The organism is Pseudomonas sp. FW305-7 (genome assembly GCF_058786735.1).
Genome location: NZ_JBYSZA010000008.1, coordinates 190,422 through 209,026, shown reverse-complemented (window position 1 = coordinate 209,026; position 18,605 = coordinate 190,422). Strand labels below are relative to the sequence as shown.

Annotated in this window: 20 protein-coding genes; 16 read left to right on the top strand and 4 right to left on the bottom strand. The window is 58.6% G+C overall.

Features of this window, described 5'->3' with window-relative positions; all coding sequences use genetic code 11:
• The first annotated feature begins 114 nt into the window (after positions 1–114).
• Entirely contained in the window at positions 115–504 is a 390-nt protein-coding gene (locus AC3WMT_RS13115; RefSeq protein ID WP_103303927.1) for a hypothetical protein, read from the top strand.
• 143 nt (positions 505–647) lie between these two features.
• Here AC3WMT_RS13115 and AC3WMT_RS13110 read toward each other — a convergent pair whose 3' ends face one another.
• Positions 648–1,619 carry a GlxA family transcriptional regulator gene (locus tag AC3WMT_RS13110; RefSeq protein ID WP_103303926.1) on the bottom strand — a complete coding sequence of 324 codons (972 nt, stop codon included), beginning with the start codon at positions 1,617–1,619 and terminating at the stop codon, positions 648–650.
• Positions 1,620–1,708: 89 nt separating this feature from the next.
• Between AC3WMT_RS13110 and inhA the strand changes: the two genes are divergently transcribed.
• The 3 genes from inhA to AC3WMT_RS13095 all read left to right on the top strand — a co-directional run bounded on the left by inhA (position 1,709) and on the right by AC3WMT_RS13095 (position 5,084).
• Entirely contained in the window at positions 1,709–2,395 is a 687-nt protein-coding gene (gene inhA / locus AC3WMT_RS13105; protein ID WP_103303925.1) for an isonitrile hydratase, read from the top strand.
• A gap of 229 nt (positions 2,396–2,624) precedes the next feature.
• Positions 2,625–3,416, top strand: coding sequence for a CPBP family intramembrane glutamic endopeptidase (locus tag AC3WMT_RS13100; RefSeq protein ID WP_103303924.1), 792 nt, complete (start codon positions 2,625–2,627; stop codon positions 3,414–3,416).
• 102 nt (positions 3,417–3,518) lie between these two features.
• Positions 3,519–5,084, top strand: a complete 1,566-nt coding sequence (locus tag AC3WMT_RS13095) for a methyl-accepting chemotaxis protein (protein WP_103303923.1) — start codon at positions 3,519–3,521, stop codon at positions 5,082–5,084.
• A gap of 204 nt (positions 5,085–5,288) precedes the next feature.
• On the opposite strand, the gene AC3WMT_RS13090 is transcribed toward AC3WMT_RS13095, so the two are convergent.
• The gene (locus AC3WMT_RS13090) at positions 5,289–5,651 is read right to left on the bottom strand and encodes a DUF6124 family protein (protein ID WP_103303922.1); all 363 of its coding nucleotides are present in this window, start codon (positions 5,649–5,651) and stop codon (positions 5,289–5,291) included.
• A 1,217-nt stretch (positions 5,652–6,868) separates the two neighbouring features.
• On the bottom strand, positions 6,869–7,549 hold the full coding sequence (locus tag AC3WMT_RS13085) for an alpha/beta family hydrolase (protein WP_103303921.1): 681 nt from the start codon (positions 7,547–7,549) through the stop codon (positions 6,869–6,871).
• Positions 7,550–7,644: 95 nt separating this feature from the next.
• On the opposite strand from AC3WMT_RS13085, the gene ccoN (AC3WMT_RS13080) reads away from it, so the two are divergent.
• The 10 genes from ccoN (AC3WMT_RS13080) to AC3WMT_RS13035 all read left to right on the top strand — a co-directional run bounded on the left by ccoN (AC3WMT_RS13080) (position 7,645) and on the right by AC3WMT_RS13035 (position 15,379).
• On the top strand, positions 7,645–9,069 hold the full coding sequence (gene ccoN / locus AC3WMT_RS13080; protein ID WP_025110370.1) for a cytochrome-c oxidase, cbb3-type subunit I: 1,425 nt from the start codon (positions 7,645–7,647) through the stop codon (positions 9,067–9,069).
• 10 nt (positions 9,070–9,079) lie between these two features.
• Positions 9,080–9,688 carry a cytochrome-c oxidase, cbb3-type subunit II gene (ccoO, locus tag AC3WMT_RS13075; protein ID WP_103303920.1) on the top strand — a complete coding sequence of 203 codons (609 nt, stop codon included), beginning with the start codon at positions 9,080–9,082 and terminating at the stop codon, positions 9,686–9,688.
• A 3-nt stretch (positions 9,689–9,691) separates the two neighbouring features.
• Positions 9,692–9,889, top strand: a complete 198-nt coding sequence (locus tag AC3WMT_RS13070) for a cbb3-type cytochrome oxidase subunit 3 (RefSeq protein WP_103303919.1) — start codon at positions 9,692–9,694, stop codon at positions 9,887–9,889.
• The gene (gene ccoP / locus AC3WMT_RS13065) at positions 9,886–10,839 is read left to right on the top strand and encodes a cytochrome-c oxidase, cbb3-type subunit III (RefSeq protein ID WP_103303918.1); all 954 of its coding nucleotides are present in this window, start codon (positions 9,886–9,888) and stop codon (positions 10,837–10,839) included. The genes AC3WMT_RS13070 and ccoP (AC3WMT_RS13065) overlap by 4 nt, the downstream gene beginning before the upstream one ends.
• 481 nt (positions 10,840–11,320) lie before the next feature.
• Positions 11,321–12,763 carry a cytochrome-c oxidase, cbb3-type subunit I gene (gene ccoN / locus AC3WMT_RS13060; protein ID WP_103303917.1) on the top strand — a complete coding sequence of 481 codons (1,443 nt, stop codon included), beginning with the start codon at positions 11,321–11,323 and terminating at the stop codon, positions 12,761–12,763.
• Positions 12,763–13,371 (top strand): cytochrome-c oxidase, cbb3-type subunit II, encoded by a 609-nt coding sequence (gene ccoO, locus AC3WMT_RS13055; RefSeq protein WP_103303916.1) that lies wholly within the window; start codon positions 12,763–12,765, stop codon positions 13,369–13,371. The genes ccoN (AC3WMT_RS13060) and ccoO (AC3WMT_RS13055) overlap by 1 nt, the downstream gene beginning before the upstream one ends.
• A 5-nt stretch (positions 13,372–13,376) precedes the next feature.
• The gene (locus AC3WMT_RS13050) at positions 13,377–13,562 is read left to right on the top strand and encodes a CcoQ/FixQ family Cbb3-type cytochrome c oxidase assembly chaperone (protein ID WP_003175465.1); all 186 of its coding nucleotides are present in this window, start codon (positions 13,377–13,379) and stop codon (positions 13,560–13,562) included.
• A complete protein-coding gene (gene ccoP, locus AC3WMT_RS13045) occupies positions 13,559–14,542 on the top strand; it encodes a cytochrome-c oxidase, cbb3-type subunit III (RefSeq protein ID WP_103303915.1) in 984 nt (327 codons plus the stop codon). The genes AC3WMT_RS13050 and ccoP (AC3WMT_RS13045) overlap by 4 nt, the downstream gene beginning before the upstream one ends.
• Before the next feature lie 174 nt (positions 14,543–14,716).
• Positions 14,717–14,971: a type II toxin-antitoxin system Phd/YefM family antitoxin gene (locus AC3WMT_RS13040; protein ID WP_177431395.1), complete on the top strand. Its 255-nt coding sequence runs from the start codon at positions 14,717–14,719 to the stop codon at positions 14,969–14,971.
• Positions 14,972–15,379: a type II toxin-antitoxin system VapC family toxin gene (locus tag AC3WMT_RS13035; RefSeq protein ID WP_103303913.1), complete on the top strand. Its 408-nt coding sequence runs from the start codon at positions 14,972–14,974 to the stop codon at positions 15,377–15,379.
• A gap of 96 nt (positions 15,380–15,475) precedes the next feature.
• Here AC3WMT_RS13035 and AC3WMT_RS13030 read toward each other — a convergent pair whose 3' ends face one another.
• Positions 15,476–16,477 (bottom strand): metallophosphoesterase family protein, encoded by a 1,002-nt coding sequence (locus AC3WMT_RS13030; RefSeq protein WP_103303912.1) that lies wholly within the window; start codon positions 16,475–16,477, stop codon positions 15,476–15,478.
• Positions 16,478–16,775: 298 nt separating this feature from the next.
• On the opposite strand from AC3WMT_RS13030, the gene AC3WMT_RS13025 reads away from it, so the two are divergent.
• Both AC3WMT_RS13025 and ccoG read left to right on the top strand, forming a co-directional pair.
• A complete protein-coding gene (locus AC3WMT_RS13025) occupies positions 16,776–16,952 on the top strand; it encodes a hypothetical protein (RefSeq protein ID WP_158249172.1) in 177 nt (58 codons plus the stop codon).
• A gap of 232 nt (positions 16,953–17,184) precedes the next feature.
• The gene (ccoG, locus tag AC3WMT_RS13020) at positions 17,185–18,600 is read left to right on the top strand and encodes a cytochrome c oxidase accessory protein CcoG (RefSeq protein WP_103303910.1); all 1,416 of its coding nucleotides are present in this window, start codon (positions 17,185–17,187) and stop codon (positions 18,598–18,600) included.
• Positions 18,601–18,605: the final 5 nt, after the last annotated feature.

The following is an 18,605-nucleotide window of genomic DNA, read 5'->3' as shown; positions in this document are numbered from 1 at the left end:
AACTTGCACTTACACCCCGAAATACCTTGTTGCCAGCTGTTACATCCCCCCCTACCATCCACCGCAACGGGCACAGCGGAGCTGTCCAATAAAACCCGAATTCAAGGAACCAGAATGTCCCAGCACGTCCAGCGCAGTATCGACACGCCCCTTCGCAGCGGCCTGACCCGCACCCAACTCTGGGAAGCCGCCGACAAAGGCCTGATCAAATGCTGGGAAATCGGCCGCCAGCGCGCCGCACGCTTCCCCGACCTCGCCTTGAAATGCCTCGCTGGAGAATTACCGGTGCTCGGCTGGAAGGGCGGGGTCAGTCGTAGCCTGAAGAAAAACGAAAAATACGGATCGCTGAAATACCTCGCCCAGTGGCAAGGGTTGCGTGGGGAAGATCTGGATATCGATTTGAGCGAAGAACGCTCGCTGACCTGTTCGCGTACCAAGATGCGGGTGACGTTTACGCCGGATCGGAGCAAGTATTTCAATCAGGTGGCGGAAGCCGAGGTCTGATACATCCGAGGAATAACGCTTTTGTGGCGAGGGAGCTTGCTCCCACTGGGTTGCGCAGCGACCCTGACTGGGCTCAAAAGCATGGGCCTGCTGCGCAGTCCAGCGGGAGCAAGCTCCCTCGCCACAGGTTCAGCGTTGTCCCGTCAATCTGTTGCAGCACTGACCGAAAAGCGCTCGCGATAAGCCTGCGGCGTCACACCAATCGCCCGCAGGAAACTACGGCGCAGCGTCTCTTCGCTGCCAAATCCACAATTGGCCGCGACCCGTTTGACCGGCAGTCCGGTATCGCTCAACAACCGGCGGGCGGTTTCAACGCGGATCAGTTCAATCGCCCGCGCCGGGGTCTGGCCGGTGTCGGCGCGGTAGTGGCGGACGAAACTGCGTTCGCTCATCCCGGCCTGCTCGGCCAGGGTCGGGATGCCGAGGTCACAGGTCAGGTTTTCGGCGATCCACGCGTGCAAGTCGTCGAAACGATTGCCCTGATTCTGCAGCGATAGCGTCACGCTGAATTGCGACTGCCCGCCCGGGCGTTTGAGGAACACCACCAGATGGCGGGCGACGTCCAGCGCGATGTCGCGACCGAGATCCTCCTCAACCATCGCCAGCGCCAGATCGATGCCGGCGGTGACTCCCGCCGAGGTCCACACCGGGCCGTCGTTGATGAAGATCGGATTGGCTTCGACTTGCAGTTTTGGGTGCTGCTGCGCCAGTTGTTCACAGCGGGTCCAGTGGGTGACCACACGGCGGCCGTCGAGCCAGCCGCTGGCGGCGAGCAAAAATGCGCCGGTACATACCGAAGCCACGCGCCGGCATTTGCCGGCATGCTCGCGCACCCAATCCACCAGCGGCACATCTTCCGCCGCCGGATAAATGCCCCAGCCACCGGCGATGATCAACGTGTCGCTGGGCGCTTCGGGCAACGGCTCGGCCAACACAGCCAGACCGGCCGAGGACATCACCGCCCCGCCGCCGCTGGCAATCACGCTCGGCGCATACGGAATGGGCAATCCGCGCTGACGGGCGAGGTCATTGGCCGAGGCGAATACCTGCAACGGCCCGGTGACGTCGAGGATCTGCATGTTGGCAAACGCGAGTACGTGGATGGCTTTGGGCATTTGGCGTAATTCGTGGGGTTATTGGCGTATGCGCCAGAACCTACGCGCCTACAGTGAAGCCGTCCACCCCTTTTCATGGAGCAAGAACGATGACGCTGCAGATCGGTTTTCTGTTGTTTCCACAGGTTCAGCAACTTGACCTGACCGGGCCGTACGACGTGCTCGCCTCGCTGCCGGGCGTGCAGGTGCATCTGATCTGGAAGGACCTGATGCCGGTCACGGCCAGCACCGGGCTGCTGCTGAAACCGACCACAACGTTCGAGGATTGCCCGGATCTGGATGTGATCTGTGTGCCCGGCGGTGGCGGCGTCGGTCCTTTGATGGAGGATGCTCAGACGCTGGATTTCATCAAACGTCAGGCTGCGCAAGCGCGTTACGTGACGTCGGTGTGCACCGGGTCGCTGGTGCTCGGCGCGACGGGTCTGCTGCAAGGCAAACGGGCGACTACGCATTGGGCATATCACGATCTGCTGCCGACACTGGGCGCGATTGCGGTGAAGGATCGGGTGGTACGTGACGGCAATCTGTTTACCGGTGGCGGGATTACCGCAGGAATCGATTTTGCGCTGGTGTTGGCGGCTGAACTGTTCGATGCCGACACGGCGCAACTGGTGCAGTTGCAGCTGGAATATGCGCCGGCGCCGCCGTTCCATTCGGGCAGCCCGGAAACGGCACCGAACGCGATTGTCGATGAAGCCCGCCTGCGTGCCGCGCCATCGCTGAAGCTGCGCACGGAAATCACTGAGCGCGCGGCGGCAAAACTCAACCTGCGCTGATCCCTCAGCCAAAAACAAAACCTTGTGGGAGCTGCCTTGCCAGCGATAGCGGTGAATCAGCCGATGACGATGTCGGCTGTGCAATCGTCATCGCTGGCAAGCCAGCTCCCACAGGTATCGGGTCGGCCAGAGGTTGTGGACTGTCCCCGGTTCTCGCCGCACCTTGACTTGTCCCCCGCCGCTCGTCCGTGTAGAAAGCCCTTCCACAAAATCTGCACAAGGACCCTCCATGAAGTCTCTGCCATGGCTCTATCTGGCACTTCTCGGCCTCGGCTACGGTTTGGCGCTGAGCTACGGTCAACTCGGCTGGCTCGCACTGATCTCTATCGGGCTGCTATTGATGGCCGGTTTCGCCGTACGCCAGCAACACGTGCCGTTTGCGCGTTATCTCGGCCACGGCCTGTTCATCGTGCTGGCTTTGGCGCTGGCCCTGCACTGGCTGCCAGGGTTCTACAACGGTCGCGCCATTGATCCGCAACGTTTCACTGACAACGCCGTGCCGTTCTCGATGTACCTCAATCAAGATAAACCGCTGATTGGTTTCTGGCTGTTGCTGGTCTGCCCATGGATTGTCGCCCGGCGCTCGCTGCGCCTGACGGTCTACGCCACCGCCCTCGCCCTGACCTTGAGTGTGATCCTCGCCCTCGGCGGCGCGTTGTTGCTGGGCGTGATCGCCTGGGCACCGAAGTGGCCGGATCAGGCGTGGCTGTGGGTGCTGAACAATCTGCTGCTGGTGCCCCTGGTCGAGGAAGCGTTGTTTCGCGGCTATATACAGGGCGGCCTGAGCCGGCGTTTCAAACACCTGCCCTATGGCGAAAATCTTGCCCTGCTGCTGGCCTCATCGCTGTTCGGGCTGGCGCACATCGGTGCGGGCTGGACGTGGGTGTTGCTGGCGGGTCTGGCAGGTGTCGGCTATGGTCTGGCCTACCGTTTTGGCGGACTCGGCGCAGCAATCGCCACGCACTTCGGGCTGAACCTGCTGCATTTCGCACTGTTCACCTATCCGATGCTGGCGGGTTGAAGCAAGGCCCGTTTTGCGACGCTGTACTGATTACTGAAAGAAAAATTCAACAATTTCCTGCCACCGCCGACAACCTTTCAAAGCCTTGCGGATTGAAAAACCATGCGTAACAACCAGCCCATTACACAACGCGAACGGACTTTCCCGGCTCAGCAGCGGTTGATTTCCACAACCGACGCCAAGGGCGTGATCACCTACTGCAACGACGCCTTCGTCGAGATCAGCGGGTTTTCGCGTGAGGAGCTGATCCGTGCGCCGCACAACCTGGTTCGTCACCCCGACGTCCCGGCTGCGGTGTTTTCGCACATGTGGGGCACACTGAAACAAGGCTTGCCATGGATGGGCATTGTCAAGAATCGCTGCAAGACCGGTGATCATTACTGGGTTAACGCCTATGTAACGCCAGTGTTCGACGGCAATCAGGTGGTCGGTTACGAGTCGGTGCGGATCAAACCCACCGCCGAACAGATCCGCCGCGCCGAAGCGCTCTACCAACGCATCAACCAAGGCAAGTCGGCAATCCCTTCCAGCGATAAATGGCTACCGGTGCTGCAAGACTGGCTGCCGTTCATTCTGGTCAGCCAACTGAGCTTCGTGATCGGCGCGACGCTGAACTCGCACTGGGGCTTTGCTCTGGCGGCGGGTCTGTCGGTGCCGTTGGGCCTGATGGGCCTGCAATGGCAGCAACGTGGGCTCAAACGCCTGCTGCGCCTGGCCGAGCAGACCACTTCCGACCCGTTGATTGCGCAGATGTACACCGACAGCCGTGGCGCCCAAGCGCGTCTGGAAATGTCGATCCTCAGCCAGGAAGCCCGCCTGAAAACCTGCCTGACCCGTCTGCAGGACACCGCCGAACACCTGACCGATCAGGCCAAGCAGTCCGACGCCTTGGCACACAGCAGCTCGACCGGCCTGGAACGTCAACGCGTGGAAACCGAACAGGTCGCCACCGCCGTCAACCAGATGGCCGCGACCACTCAGGAAGTCGCCAGCCACGTACAGCGCACCGCTGACGCGACTCAGGAAGCCAATCGCCTGACCGGTCGTGGTCGTGACATCGCCGGGGAAACCCGCGAAGCCATTCAGCGTTTGTCCGTGGTCGTGGGTGAAACCGGTCTGACCGTCACTCAACTGGCCAAGGACAGCGACGAAATCGGCGGCGTAGTTGATGTGATCAAAGGCATCGCCGACCAGACCAACCTGCTGGCACTGAACGCTGCGATTGAGGCAGCACGTGCCGGTGAAATGGGTCGTGGTTTTGCTGTGGTGGCTGACGAAGTGCGTCAACTGGCGCAACGCACCAGCGAATCGACCGGGCAGATTCATGCTTTGATCGCCAAGTTGCAGCAAACTGCGTCCAGCGCTGTGCAGACCATGGAAGCTGGCCATCGTCAGGCCGAAGAAGGTGTGGCGCGGGTGCTGGAAGCGGATCAGGCACTGGTCGGGATCAGTGAAGCGGTGGCTAATATCACCGACATGACCACCCAGATCGCTGCGGCGACCGAAGAGCAAAGTGCGGTGGCTGAGGAGATCAGCCGCAACATCAGCAATATTTCGGAACTGGCGGATCAGACCTCGGAACAGGCGCAAAACTCGGCGTTGCTGAGTGAAGAGCTGACGAAGACTGCCAACACGCAATACTCGTTGGTGGAGCGGTTTAACCGCTGATTGAACTGGCGATGACAAAAACCCGGAGAGCGAGAGCTTCCGGGTTTTTTGTTGCCTGTCTGAAATGGATGTTGTCTGGGCGGCCGCTTTCGCGAGCAGGCTCACTCCTACATTGGATCTGTGGTGATCACAGATTTATGTGCCCGACAACGATCCCCTGTAGGAGCGAGCCTGCTCGCGAAGAGGCCATAACTGCCAGCGAAATTACTGAGGCAACTTCAGCTTATCCAGCAGTCGATTAATCAACAGTTCGTTCAGCATGATTACCTGTTGCAGCGCCAGCAGCGGTTTGCGCTCCGGGCCGCCGATTGAGTTGGCGATGTTACCGGCCATGGCGTGGGCGTATGAAAGCGACTCGCTCGCCTCGACCAGCAGGGTTTCATCATCCAGCGTTGGATCGACGAGATAGAAGGGGCGAAACTTGGGTGATGGCGGAGCCGCGAGGTCTTCGGGTTTGAGGTAGTAGTCGAGGGCGCGATCGGTTGCTTCTTTGATCTTTTGCGGGCTGAGCGCTGGGTCGTGGGGGATTGGATCTTTGGGCGGTGGGTTTGGCGTGATTTTGAACATGGATGAAACTCCTATCGCAGTTAAGGAGCCATCACTCTCGCTACCAAACGAGAGGGTGGTGGCCATACGCGGGTTGGTAGACCGGCTGCAATAGGAACCCGGCGCTCACGAGCGAGCCCCACGCATGACCACCATAAAACCGAGCCCCAAGAAGAGGGACTGCATACGGTGTTGCCATACAGCTATTACAGACGGGCTACCAAACCCGATCACTGATTTTCAGTGACTGGGAAACGATACAACCCGCCCCATAGCCGTGTAAGCCGGCGGATTCTGGCGTACGCGTAGGTAACGGCGCAAGGTGTCGTAGGCCCGATGGCGTAACGGGTTGTGTGATTTAAACGTGCTTGCAGGATTGCGTTTACTGACAGAGAAAACTGGAAATTCCCCTGTTGTATTGATGTTGTTTTTGAGGCCGTTTCGCGAGCAGGCTCGCTCCTACATTTGGATCGGGTGCATCAGTAAGAGATTGGTCGGCTGTCAGGCCGCCATCGCTGGCAAGCCAGCTCCCACAATGGATTGAGTGCGTTCATTTAGAAATTGGTCGGCTGGCAGGCCGCCATCGCGAGCAGGCTCACTCCTACAGATGGATTGAGTACGTTCATTTAGAAATTGGTCGGCTGTCAGGCTGCCATCGCGAGCAGGCTCGCTCCCACATTTAGATCGGGTGCATCAGTAAGAGATTGGTCGGCTGGCAGGCCGCCATCGCTGGCAAGCCAGCTCCCACAGTTTTGATCTATGTAAAGCACGCGGCGCATGCCGCCCCACTCAAAGGATGAGCGTTAGCTCGGCTTCGGCTTTTGATCTTGATCCACGGGCGACGTCGGAAGGCTGAGCGGAGGGATTGATTCGGGGGTGGGAGCGCAGCGACCGTTTGGCGAAGCCAAACACATCGAGAGGAGGTGCAGCGAAGCAAACCGGAGGCGATGCGCCCGGATCCATCCCGGAGCGAAGGAACCCCGAGCCCCAGCGAGCGGGCCGAACGTTGGAGCAAGCGTTTTTTTGCTTACTTTTTTTAGGCGTTTGTAAAAAAAGTGAGTCGCCGTAAGGGCGAAACCCTAAGTGGCCGTTACCGCAGCAATGGATATGTACCCAAAACAAAGAACTGCGGCGCATCCAAGATCCATCCCCCTCACCCCAGCCCTCCCGAAACGTCGGACCGCCCCCAAGGGGGCGAGGGGAAAGGGAGCCGATCTTTATGCAGTTCGGGATCTCGGTTAACCCTTGAGAAACTCGGCTACCTTCTGCGCGGCGCTGGCCAAATGCTGTTCATGGGTAAACCCGGAAACCTTCAATGGCTTCAAATCATGATCCCCAGCCGCCAGCCACAACACCTCAATCCCCGGCGCTAACGAATACCCCTCGACCGCCTCACGATTGCCAAGCGCATCCCGCTCCCCCTGCACAATCAACGTCCGAGTCTGCAAACCAGCCAAATGCTCAACCCGAGGTTTCTCCGGTTTACCCACTGCATAAAACGGATAGCCCAAACACACCAACGCATCGGCACCCAATTCGTCAGCCAAGAGACTAGCCATTCGCCCGCCCATGGACTTGCCGCCGATCCCCAGCGGCCCAGCGACATGACGTCGCACTTCGGCAAACACTTCGCGCCAGCATTCCAGCAGTTTCGGCGCCGGGTTCGGCGGACGCTTGCCACCGTCGATACGCCGCTGCGCCATATACGGAAACTCAAACCGCAACACGTTAATCCCAAGCCCGGCAAGGCGCCCAGCCATGTCGTTCATCCAATCGCTATCCATCGGCGCACCGGCACCGTGAGCAAGGATCAACGTCGCTGAAGCCTCACCATTGGCGGCATCCCAAAGCCACCCATGATCGAGCACGCACTGCGCCCATTGATCCCCGTCAATACTGGCCTTGTGCTGTTTGTCCATGCTTGCCTCGCTTTTAGTCTGCCTATAACTCCAGACGAAGGATTCGCCGCGTGTTTTGCGCGCGCTCACTTCGGCTGAACCGTGGATGGGGAACCATGAACACTTCTATCAGTACCGCCTACAACTACAAGGTGGTCCGCCAATTCGCCATTATGACGGTGGTGTGGGGCATCGTCGGCATGGGCCTCGGGGTTTTTCTCGCGGCCCAATTGGTCTGGCCCGAACTCAACTTCAATTTGCCCTGGACCAGTTTCGGCCGCCTGCGCCCACTGCACACCAACGCGGTGATCTTCGCGTTTGGTGGCTGTGCGCTGTTCGCCAGTTCCTTCTACTCGGTACAACGCACCTGCCAAACCCAATTGTTTGCGCCAAAAATCGCCGCGTTCTGCTTCTGGGGCTGGCAACTGGTGATCCTGCTGGCGGCGATCAGCCTGCCACTGGGTTACACCAGTTCCAAGGAATACGCCGAACTGGAATGGCCGATCGACATCCTGATCACCATCGTCTGGGTCGCCTACGCGATCGTGTTTTTCGGCACGATCATGCAGCGCAAGACCAAGCACATCTATGTGGGCAACTGGTTCTTCGGCGCATTCATCATCACCGTGGCGATTCTGCACATCGTCAACAACCTTGAGTTGCCGGTGAGTTTCACCAAGTCCTACTCGGTGTACGCCGGTGCAACCGACGCGATGGTGCAATGGTGGTACGGCCACAACGCCGTAGGCTTTTTCCTCACCGCCGGTTTCCTCGGGATGATGTACTACTTCGTGCCGAAACAGGCCGAACGTCCGGTGTATTCGTATCGCCTGTCGATCGTGCACTTCTGGGCCCTGATCACCCTGTACATCTGGGCCGGCCCGCACCACTTGCACTACACCGCGCTGCCGGACTGGGCGCAGTCGCTGGGCATGGTGATGTCGCTGGTGCTGCTGGCACCGAGCTGGGGCGGGATGATCAACGGCATGATGACCCTCTCGGGCGCGTGGCATAAGTTGCGCAGCGACCCGATCCTGCGCTTCCTCGTGGTGTCGCTGGCGTTCTACGGCATGTCGACCTTCGAAGGTCCGATGATGGCGATCAAGACCGTTAACGCCCTCTCCCACTACACCGACTGGACCATCGGCCACGTACACGCCGGCGCTCTGGGCTGGGTAGCGATGATTTCCATCGGCGCGCTGTACCACATGATCCCGAAAATTTTCGGCAAAGAGCAGATGCACAGCGTCGGCCTGATCAACGCGCACTTCTGGCTCGCAACCATCGGCACCGTGCTCTACATCGCCTCGATGTGGGTCAACGGCATCGCCCAGGGCCTGATGTGGCGCGCAGTGAACGAGGACGGCACGCTGACCTACTCCTTCGTCGAAACCCTGGTGGCTAGCCACCCAGGCTTCGTCGTGCGGCTGATTGGTGGGGCGATCTTCCTCAGCGGCATGTTCCTGATGGCTTACAACACCTGGCGCACCGTGCGGGCCTCGCAGCCTGCTGACGTCGTTGCTGCCGCGCAGATGGCCTGAGGAGTCCGCCATGAAACACGAAACGATTGAAAAAAACGTCGGCCTGTTGATGTTGCTCATGGTGTTCGCCGTGAGCATCGGCGGCCTGACCCAGATCGTCCCGCTGTTCTTCCAGGACGTCACCAACAAACCGGTGGAAGGCATGAAGCCCTACACCGCGCTGCAACTGGAAGGCCGCGACATCTATATCCGCGAAGGCTGCGTCGGCTGCCACTCGCAGATGATCCGGCCGTTCCGCGCCGAAACCGAGCGCTACGGGCACTACTCGGTGGCCGGTGAAAGCGTCTGGGATCACCCGTTCCTGTGGGGTTCGAAACGCACCGGTCCGGATTTGGCCCGGGTTGGCGCGCGCTACTCGGATGACTGGCACCGCGCGCACTTGTACAACCCGCGCAACGTCGTGCCTGAGTCGAAAATGCCGGCCTATCCATGGCTGGTCACGCAAGCGGTCGACAGCAGCCACACCGAAACCAAGCTCAAGACCATGCGCACCCTCGGCGTGCCGTACACCGACGACGACATCAACGGCGCGGTGGCCAGCCTCAAGGGCAAGACCGAAATGGACGCCCTCGTCTCCTACCTGCAAGTGCTCGGCACTGCGATCAAGAGCAAGAGGTGAGCCATGGTCATTGAAATGAGTGCAGGCCTGATTCGCGGCCTCGGCACGGTCGTGGTGTTCGTCGCCTTCGTCGGGTTGACGCTGTGGGTGTTCAACCGCAAGCGCACCCCGGAATTTGCCGAAGCGCGATTGCTGCCATTCGCCGACGAACCGCTACCCGATACAACCCCAGCATCTGAACCAAGGAGTACCCGGCCATGACCACCTTCTGGAGTACGTGGATCTGCGTACTGACCATCGGCAGCCTGATCGGCCTGACCTGGCTGCTGGTCGGCACCCGCCGGGGCGAGACCAAGGGCAGTGTCGACCAGACCATGGGCCACAGCTTTGACGGCATCGAGGAGTACGACAACCCGCTGCCGCAGTGGTGGTTCATGCTGTTCGCCGGCACGCTGGTATTTTCCGTGGGCTATCTGATCCTGTATCCGGGCCTCGGTAACTGGAAAGGCATCCTGCCCGGTTACGAGGACGGCTGGACCGGCGTCCACGAGTGGGAAAAGGAAATGAACAAGGCCGACGCCAAGTTCGGGCCGATCTTCGCCAAGTTCGCCGCCATGCCGGTAGAGGAAGTGGCGAAGGATCCGCAGGCGCTGAAAATGGGCGGTCGTCTGTTCGCCTCAAACTGCTCGGTGTGCCACGGCTCGGACGCCAAAGGCGCGTTCGGTTTCCCTAACCTGGCTGACAGCGACTGGCGCTGGGGCGGCGACGCCGAGACCATCAAGACCACCATCATGGGTGGCCGGATGGCGGCGATGCCGGCCTGGGGCGAAGTGCTCGGTGAGGCCGGGGTGAAGAACGTCGCCGCCTACGTGCGTCACGAACTGGCCGGCCTGCCGCTGCCAGCGGACAACAAGGCTGATCTGCAAGCCGGACAGCAAGCGTTCAGCACCACTTGCACAGCCTGTCATGGGGCCACCGGCCACGGCACTGAAGCCATGGGCGCGCCGAATCTGACGCACCCGGCCGGATTTATCTATGGCACCAGTCTGACCCAGCTTGAGCAGACCATCCGCCATGGTCGTCAGGGCCACATGCCGGCGCAGAACGAACTGCTGGGTAACGATAAAGTGCAATTGCTGGCCGCTTATGTGTACAGCCTGTCGCACGGATTGAATACAGAAAAACTTATTACTGAAGACAATAAGCAGTAAGCATTGCGCAACATCTGCCGCACCTTTCTCGGTGCGGCAGCATCCAGCCTCTTTGCGACGCATTGTCGCACCCCTTTTCACCCTCTCCTTTCGGTTCCCCGGATTCGGGTCTACGCTTGGTCGATGCGGACTGGCTCGTGCCGGTTCCAGGTCAACGCTAACCGCTGTGTTCTCCGAACCGGCTGACTGACGTGGCCGCAAACGCCGGTAGATACCGGCTGTCGTGCCATTTGCCGTCCGTCACCCGAACAGGCCGTTTGAACACACCTCGTTGCAAGCGACCTGAACCCCTCGCTTTTTTCGTCCGCTGCGACATTTTGTCCGAGGCCAATTTTGTCCTTACGCGGCGCATGGAAAGGCCGCAGAATCAGCGTTGGAAAGCATTGACCCAGGTCATGGCGCGTTGCAATGACCCCCTGCTCTCTGCATACTTGCGGCCGATTTTAATCCTAATAAAACACCCAAACCGTGGAACCTTAGAATGAGCACAGCAATCAGTCCGACTGCTTATAACTATAAGGTAGTCCGCCAGTTCGCCATCATGACGGTGGTCTGGGGGATCCTTGGCATGGGGCTCGGTGTCTTCATCGCCTCGCAACTGGTCTGGCCGGAATTGAACTTCGGTCTGCCGTGGACGAGCTTTGGACGCCTGCGCCCGTTGCACACAAACCTGGTGATTTTCGCCTTCGGTGGTTGTGCACTGTTTGCCACTTCCTACTATGTCGTGCAGCGAACCTGCCAGACGCGACTGATTTCCGACAGCCTCGCGGCCTTCACCTTCTGGGGCTGGCAAGCGGTGATCGTCGGCGCGATCATTACCTTGCCGCTGGGTTACACCACCACCAAGGAATACGCGGAACTGGAATGGCCGCTCGCCATTCTGCTGGCCATTGTCTGGGTCACCTACGGTCTGGTGTTCTTCGGCACCATCACCAAGCGCAAGACCAAGCACATCTACGTGGGTAACTGGTTCTACGGCGCGTTCATCGTCGTGACCGCGATGCTGCACATCGTCAACCACGCCTCCCTGCCGGTGAGCTTCTTCAAGTCCTACTCCGCCTACTCGGGCGCAACCGACGCGATGATCCAGTGGTGGTACGGCCACAACGCGGTGGGCTTCTTCCTCACCACCGGTTTCCTCGGGATGATGTACTACTTCGTGCCGAAACAGGCCGAACGTCCGATCTACTCCTATCGCCTGTCGATCGTGCACTTCTGGGCATTGATCACCCTGTACATCTGGGCCGGTCCGCACCACCTGCACTACACCGCCCTGCCGGATTGGGCGCAATCGCTGGGCATGGCAATGTCGATCATCCTGCTGGCGCCAAGCTGGGGCGGCATGATCAACGGCATGATGACCCTGTCGGGCGCCTGGCATAAGCTGCGCACCGACCCGATCCTGCGTTTCCTCGTGGTGTCGCTGGCGTTCTACGGCATGTCGACCTTCGAAGGTCCGATGATGGCGATCAAGACCGTCAACTCGCTCTCGCACTACACCGACTGGACCATCGGCCACGTCCACGCCGGCGCTCTCGGCTGGGTAGCAATGATCTCGATCGGCGCGATCTACCACATGATCCCGAAACTGTTCGGCCGTGCGCAGATGCATAGCGTTGGCCTGATCAACGCGCACTTCTGGCTCGCGACCATCGGTACCGTTCTGTACATCGCCTCGATGTGGGTCAACGGCATCACGCAGGGCCTGATGTGGCGTGCAATCAACGATGACGGCACCCTCACCTACTCGTTCGTTGAGGCGCTGCAGGCCAGCCACCCGGGCTACATCGTCCGTGCCCTGGGCGGTGCGTTCTTCGCCAGCGGCATGCTGTTGATGGCTTACAACGTCTGGCGCACCGTGCGCGCCTCGAACCCGGCTGAAGCCGAAGCCGCTGCCCAGATCGCTGTCGTTGGAGCTCACTGATGAAGCATGAAGCTGTCGAGAAGAACATTGGCCTGCTGGCCTTCTTCATGGTCATCGCCGTCAGCGTTGGCGGCCTGACCCAAATCGTTCCGCTGTTTTTCCAGGACGTCACCAACAAGCCGGTCGAAGGCATGAAGCCACGCTCGGCGCTGGAACTGGAAGGCCGCGACGTTTATATCGCCAACGGCTGTGTCGGCTGCCACTCGCAGATGATCCGTCCGTTCCGTGCGGAAACCGAACGCTATGGCCACTATTCGGTTGCCGGTGAAAGTGTCTGGGATCACCCGTTCCTGTGGGGCTCCAAGCGTACCGGCCCGGACCTGGCCCGTGTGGGCGGTCGTTACTCCGATGACTGGCAGCGTGCGCACTTGTACAACCCGCGCAACGTGGTGCCTGAGTCGAAAATGCCGGCTTACCCGTTCCTCGTGGAAAACAAGCTCGACGGCAAAGACACGGCCAAGAAAATGGAAGTGTTGCGCACGCTCGGCGTTCCTTACACCGACGAAGATATCGCTGGTGCACAGGCTGCCGTGAAGGGCAAAACCGAAATGGACGCGCTGGTGGCCTACCTGCAAGGCCTGGGCACCATCATCAAAAGCAAACGGTGATCTAGATGGATATCGGGATGATTCGTGGCCTGGGCACCGTTGTTGTGATGGTGGCCTTCATCGGTCTGGCGCTGTGGGTGTTCAGCCCCAAGCGCAAGTCGGAGTTTGAAGACGCGACCTTGTTGCCTTTTGCGGATGATCCCGAAGCCATCAAGCACGTCGAGCAAGCTTCTAGGAGTAACAAAGAATGACTACATTCTGGAGTCTGTACGTCACAGTCCTCAGTCTCGGTACGATCTTTTCCCTGACCTGGCTGCTGCTGTCGACCCGCAAGGGCCAGCGCAGCGAACAGACGGACGAGACGGTCGGGCACTCCTTCGACGGGATCGAGGAGTACGACAACCCACTGCCGAAATGGTGGTTCATGCTGTTCGTCGGCACCATCGTCTTCGCCTTGGGTTATCTGGTGCTGTACCCGGGTCTGGGTAACTGGAAAGGCCTGCTGCCAGGCTACAACTACCTCGATACCGACAAGCAGACAGCGTTCGCCAACGGCCAGACTGGCTGGACCGGCGTTCACGAGTGGGAAAAGGAAATGGCGCGCTCGGACGCCAAGTTCGGTCCGATCTTCGCCAAGTTCGCCGCCATGCCGATCGAAGAGGTGGCCAAAGACCCGCAAGCCCTGAAGATGGGTGGCCGCCTGTTCGCCTCCAACTGCTCGGTCTGCCATGGTTCCGACGCCAAGGGTGCTTACGGTTTCCCGAACCTGACCGATGCCGACTGGCGCTGGGGCGGTGAGCCGGAAACCATCAAGACCACCATCATGGGCGGTCGCCACGCGGTGATGCCGGCCTGGGCTGAAGTCATTGGTGAGCAAGGCGTGGCCGACGTGGCAGCGTTTGTCGTGACCAACCTCGATGGCCGCAAATTGCCGGAAGGCACCAAGGCCGACCCGGCCAACGGCGGCAAACTGTTCGCTGCCAACTGCGTGGCTTGCCACGGTCCGGCCGGTAAAGGCACCCCGGCCATGGGCGCGCCTGACCTGACTCACCCGGGCGCGTTCATCTACGGTTCGAGCTTTGCGCAACTGCAGCAGACCATCCGTTACGGCCGTCAGGGCCAGATGCCGGCGCAGGAACAACTGCAAGGCAACGACAAGGTGCACCTGCTGGCGGCTTACGTTTACAGCTTGTCCCACGGTGAAAAAGCACCGGAAGCGAACGCCGAGTAAGGCCGACGCTTGAAGCAACAAAAAGGCCCCGCCAATGAGAATTGGCGGGGCCTTTTTGCCTCTACTTCCCCCCATCGAAAGACCAGTGGTTATTTTCTGTAGGGCACGGAGGTTGCTGCACGCCGAACAAGGTAGTAACGTTTCTACAAACCATGTTCAGGGGGGATCTTCATGATGGCCATCACCACCATTTCAAGCCGCGAATTCAATCAAGACACAAGCAGTGCCAAAAAAGCCTCGCGTCAGGGGCCGGTTATCATCACTGACCGTGGCAAGCCCGCTCACGTACTGCTAAGCATTGAGGAGTACCAGAAATTGACGGGTACGAACGCGAGCATTGTCGACCTGTTAGTCATGCCTGAATCGGCAGACATCGACTTCGAAACCGAGCGTGCCGTGATCACTCACCGCCCTGTGGATCTGTCCTGAATGTATTTACTCGACACAAATGTGATTTCCGAACTGCGCAAACCTCAGGCTGACGCGAATGTCGTCGCCTGGGCCAAGAGTACTTCTGCTCCAAGCATGTTTATTTCTGTGATTACTTTGATGGAGCTGGAGACAGGGGTGCTGCGGATAGAGCGCCGCGACCCCGACCAGGGAAAGGTACTGCGCCGCTGGTTGAAGCGACACGTTGTCCCCGCCTTCGACACAAGAATCCTACCTATCGACGTGGCTGTCGCCGTTCGCTGTGCCAGCCTGCACGTTCCGGATCGCGCCAGTGAAAGCGATGCGCTGATCGCTGCGACTGCCTTGGTTCACGGTCTTACGGTGGTGACCCGAAATATCGGCGATTTTCAAAACAGTGGCGTGGCACTCATCAATCCATGGGATTGACGAATTAGTCCTTTAACGGTGAAGCCCCAGTGATACCGACGTTACAAACTACCGGCTTGAGAAGACCCCGCCAGTCATCCAACGGGGCCGTTTTTTTTATGGCCGATTGGCCCTGATGGATTTCACGGGAATGGTGTCTATCAACTCCCGTTTCTGCCATTGATTGTCCTTCACCAGATAGATCTGCAATTGCTTGCGATCCTCGGTAAAGCTGGTGATCAGGTAAGTCTGTTGAGAAGTGGCACCACTCAGGTACATCGGCACATTCCCCAACCAATAGGAACTACCGCCGTCCTTGTGCAGATGGCCAGCAAATACCGCAGTGACTTCATATTTCTTGACCATTTCGATAAAGCGCTTCTGCTGGCTGGCGTCCTTCATTTCCAGCGGTTTGTGCATGTTTATGATGATGGAGTACCCCCCAGCTCTCGCCAGCCGGAGATCGTTCTCAAGCCAGTCCAGTGCACTGGTGATGTCGAAAGTGGTGGGGTTCCAGACACTGGAAATTTTTCTCGTGTAAGTAGGCTCGTTATTGAGCTGCACCAGGTGCACGTCATCAATGGTCTTGGAGTAAGCGAGGCTCCCCGAATAAAGCCTGTTTACTGCGCTGCCAGTAATCTTCAGATCAAAGCTGCCCACCTTGCCTTCATGATGTTCCTTGAAAGCAACAATACTGCCGGCCGCACAACTATTGCTGAAACAGTCATCGACGTTATTTTCATAGTCATGATTACCCAGGCCATACAGGTAATCCGTTCCGAAGTGCCTCTTTAAAGCCGACGCCATATAGTCACGCTGCCAGCCATGACCGAACGCAGTGATGTCACCATTAATCATCAACGGGATCGTTGACTGCGATCCGTTGCGGATTCGAAAGTCAGCGATACTTGCCAGTTGACTTTCCACCAGCCACTTCGAACGTTTCGTGAACTCCTCAGCGGATTCATGTGTTCTGCTGTCCGTCTTGTCTGTCCAGGGATATTGCGTGTCCGATGCGAACACCATGTGCTTCGGTGCATCCGGCAATGCATGGGCCATAAAAACCGAAAACAATAAAAACACCCCTACAATCAAGCTTGCCACTTTATTAATAACCATCACATAACACTTCCATTTAGTCGAATAAACTGACGACCTCATGCCGTCAACTTTCACGCTATTAGAAAATCTTGTAATCCTCAAACATACCGCACGGATTAATTAATTTATTTTATTTCGCCCCGAAACCAGCCAACTTGCGAAACGCAACTAAGGTAAAGTTTCTCATTACACAGGCACTCATAAAATGAGACGAATATCCGCTAGCCTCGACTTTCAGCGAACAGTAACTTTTATCGGCGCCTGAGACTTATTGTCAGAGCGCCTCATATATCAATAGATTCCAAGGAAGATAAACATGCGAGAAGCTGATCATGATTGTGTGCAATCCCAAGAGGATTTCACCTATGTCAACTCTGATAACGAACCCTCCAATACACAGCAAAAGGAGAGTGATGACGCCACAACCGTCGACGTGGTCAAAAAAAACCCCGGCAGCGGGCTCGACAGTCTCGGCGGCGGAAGGCTGATCTGAGCAAAGCAGGGACTCGCTCGCCAGAGCGAGTCTCATGCATCGTCTATAGTCAATTGATCTGGGTCAGGATTTGTTACATCTGCTACACCATTTGAACCCTTCTCCCAACGCGACCAAAGGTCGCACCCGTTCGTCGGCGTGACAGGCGTATCATTGCGCCACTGCAACGCCTTTCTGACCCCGGCCGGCACGTATCGACCGAGGCATTTTTCCACTGCCGTGGGATGCAATGATGAGCAACCAGATTCCGGTACACGACGTCACGCCACCCAGCAAAAACGCGAATAACAGCGTCGATCTCTACGCCTCTCGAGAAAAAATCTACACCCGTGCCTTCACCGGTCTGTTCCGCAATCTGCGGATGATGGGCGGTGCCGCGCTGTTCCTGCTGTATTTCGGTACGGTCTGGCTGAACTGGGGCGGTCATCAGGCCGTGTGGTGGAATCTGCCCGAGCGCAAGTTCTTCATCTTCGGCGCGACTTTCTGGCCGCAGGATTTCATTCTGCTCTCGGGCCTGTTGATCATTGCCGCGTTCGGCCTGTTCTTCATCACCGTGTATGCCGGCCGTGTGTGGTGCGGCTACACCTGCCCGCAAAGCGTGTGGACATGGATTTTCATGTGGTGCGAGAAGGTCACCGAAGGCGACCGCAACCAGCGCATCAAGCTCGACAAGGCGCCGATGAGCGCCAACAAGTTTGCGCGAAAGTTTGCCAAACACGCGCTGTGGTTGCTGATCGGTTTCGTTACCGGCATGACCTTCGTTGGCTATTTCTCACCGATCCGCGAACTGGTGTTCGAGTTCTTCACCGGCCAGGCCGATGGCTGGTCGTATTTCTGGGTCGGTTTTTTCACCCTCGCCACGTACGGCAACGCCGGCTGGTTGCGTGAGCAGGTGTGCATCTACATGTGCCCGTATGCGCGCTTCCAGAGCGTGATGTTCGACAAGGACACGCTGATCGTTTCCTACGACCCGCGTCGTGGCGAAAGCCGTGGCCCGCGCAAGAAAGGCGTCGACTACAAGGCCATGGGCCTGGGCGACTGCATCGACTGCACCATGTGTGTTCAGGTCTGTCCGACCGGCATCGACATCCGCGACGGCCTGCAGATCGAGTGCATCGGTTGCGCTGCGTGCATCGATGCCTGTGACAGCATCATGGACAAGATGGACTACCCGCGCGGCCTGATCAGCTACACCACCGAGCACAACCTGTCCGGGCAGAAAACCCATAAACTGCGGCCTCGCCTGATCGGCTACGCGGTGGTGTTGCTGGCGATGATCAGCCTGTTGGTGACCGCGTTCTTCATGCGTTCGCTGGTCGGTTTCGACGTCAGCAAGGACCGCGTGCTGTACCGCGAGAACGCCGAAGGCCGGATCGAAAACGTCTACAGCCTGAAGATCATGAACAAGGATCAGCGCGATCACACCTATGTGCTGGAAGCCGCCGGCCTGCCGGATCTGCGCCTGCAAGGCAAACGCGAGATCAAAGTGGCAGCCGGCGACATCGTCAGCATGCCCGTCGAGTTGTCGAGCGCACCGGAACAACTGCCATCGAGCACCAACGAGGTGAAATTCATCCTCAAGGATGCCGATGACGACAGCGTCCACGTTGAAGCCAAGAGCCGATTCATCGGCCCACAAATCCGTTGAGAGAA

Coding starts and splice junctions, on each gene's coding strand:
- AC3WMT_RS13115 (WP_103303927.1), top strand. CDS start 115: ATGTCCCAGCACGTCCAGCGCAGTATCGACACGCCCCTTCGCAGCGGC.
- AC3WMT_RS13110 (WP_103303926.1), bottom strand. CDS start 1,619: ATGCCCAAAGCCATCCACGTACTCGCGTTTGCCAACATGCAGATCCTC.
- inhA (WP_103303925.1), top strand. CDS start 1,709: ATGACGCTGCAGATCGGTTTTCTGTTGTTTCCACAGGTTCAGCAACTT.
- AC3WMT_RS13100 (WP_103303924.1), top strand. CDS start 2,625: ATGAAGTCTCTGCCATGGCTCTATCTGGCACTTCTCGGCCTCGGCTAC.
- AC3WMT_RS13095 (WP_103303923.1), top strand. CDS start 3,519: ATGCGTAACAACCAGCCCATTACACAACGCGAACGGACTTTCCCGGCT.
- AC3WMT_RS13090 (WP_103303922.1), bottom strand. CDS start 5,651: ATGTTCAAAATCACGCCAAACCCACCGCCCAAAGATCCAATCCCCCAC.
- AC3WMT_RS13085 (WP_103303921.1), bottom strand. CDS start 7,549: ATGGACAAACAGCACAAGGCCAGTATTGACGGGGATCAATGGGCGCAG.
- ccoN (WP_025110370.1), top strand. CDS start 7,645: ATGAACACTTCTATCAGTACCGCCTACAACTACAAGGTGGTCCGCCAA.
- ccoO (WP_103303920.1), top strand. CDS start 9,080: ATGAAACACGAAACGATTGAAAAAAACGTCGGCCTGTTGATGTTGCTC.
- AC3WMT_RS13070 (WP_103303919.1), top strand. CDS start 9,692: ATGGTCATTGAAATGAGTGCAGGCCTGATTCGCGGCCTCGGCACGGTC.
- ccoP (WP_103303918.1), top strand. CDS start 9,886: ATGACCACCTTCTGGAGTACGTGGATCTGCGTACTGACCATCGGCAGC.
- ccoN (WP_103303917.1), top strand. CDS start 11,321: ATGAGCACAGCAATCAGTCCGACTGCTTATAACTATAAGGTAGTCCGC.
- ccoO (WP_103303916.1), top strand. CDS start 12,763: ATGAAGCATGAAGCTGTCGAGAAGAACATTGGCCTGCTGGCCTTCTTC.
- AC3WMT_RS13050 (WP_003175465.1), top strand. CDS start 13,377: ATGGATATCGGGATGATTCGTGGCCTGGGCACCGTTGTTGTGATGGTG.
- ccoP (WP_103303915.1), top strand. CDS start 13,559: ATGACTACATTCTGGAGTCTGTACGTCACAGTCCTCAGTCTCGGTACG.
- AC3WMT_RS13040 (WP_177431395.1), top strand. CDS start 14,717: ATGGCCATCACCACCATTTCAAGCCGCGAATTCAATCAAGACACAAGC.
- AC3WMT_RS13035 (WP_103303913.1), top strand. CDS start 14,972: ATGTATTTACTCGACACAAATGTGATTTCCGAACTGCGCAAACCTCAG.
- AC3WMT_RS13030 (WP_103303912.1), bottom strand. CDS start 16,477: ATGGTTATTAATAAAGTGGCAAGCTTGATTGTAGGGGTGTTTTTATTG.
- AC3WMT_RS13025 (WP_158249172.1), top strand. CDS start 16,776: ATGCGAGAAGCTGATCATGATTGTGTGCAATCCCAAGAGGATTTCACC.
- ccoG (WP_103303910.1), top strand. CDS start 17,185: ATGAGCAACCAGATTCCGGTACACGACGTCACGCCACCCAGCAAAAAC.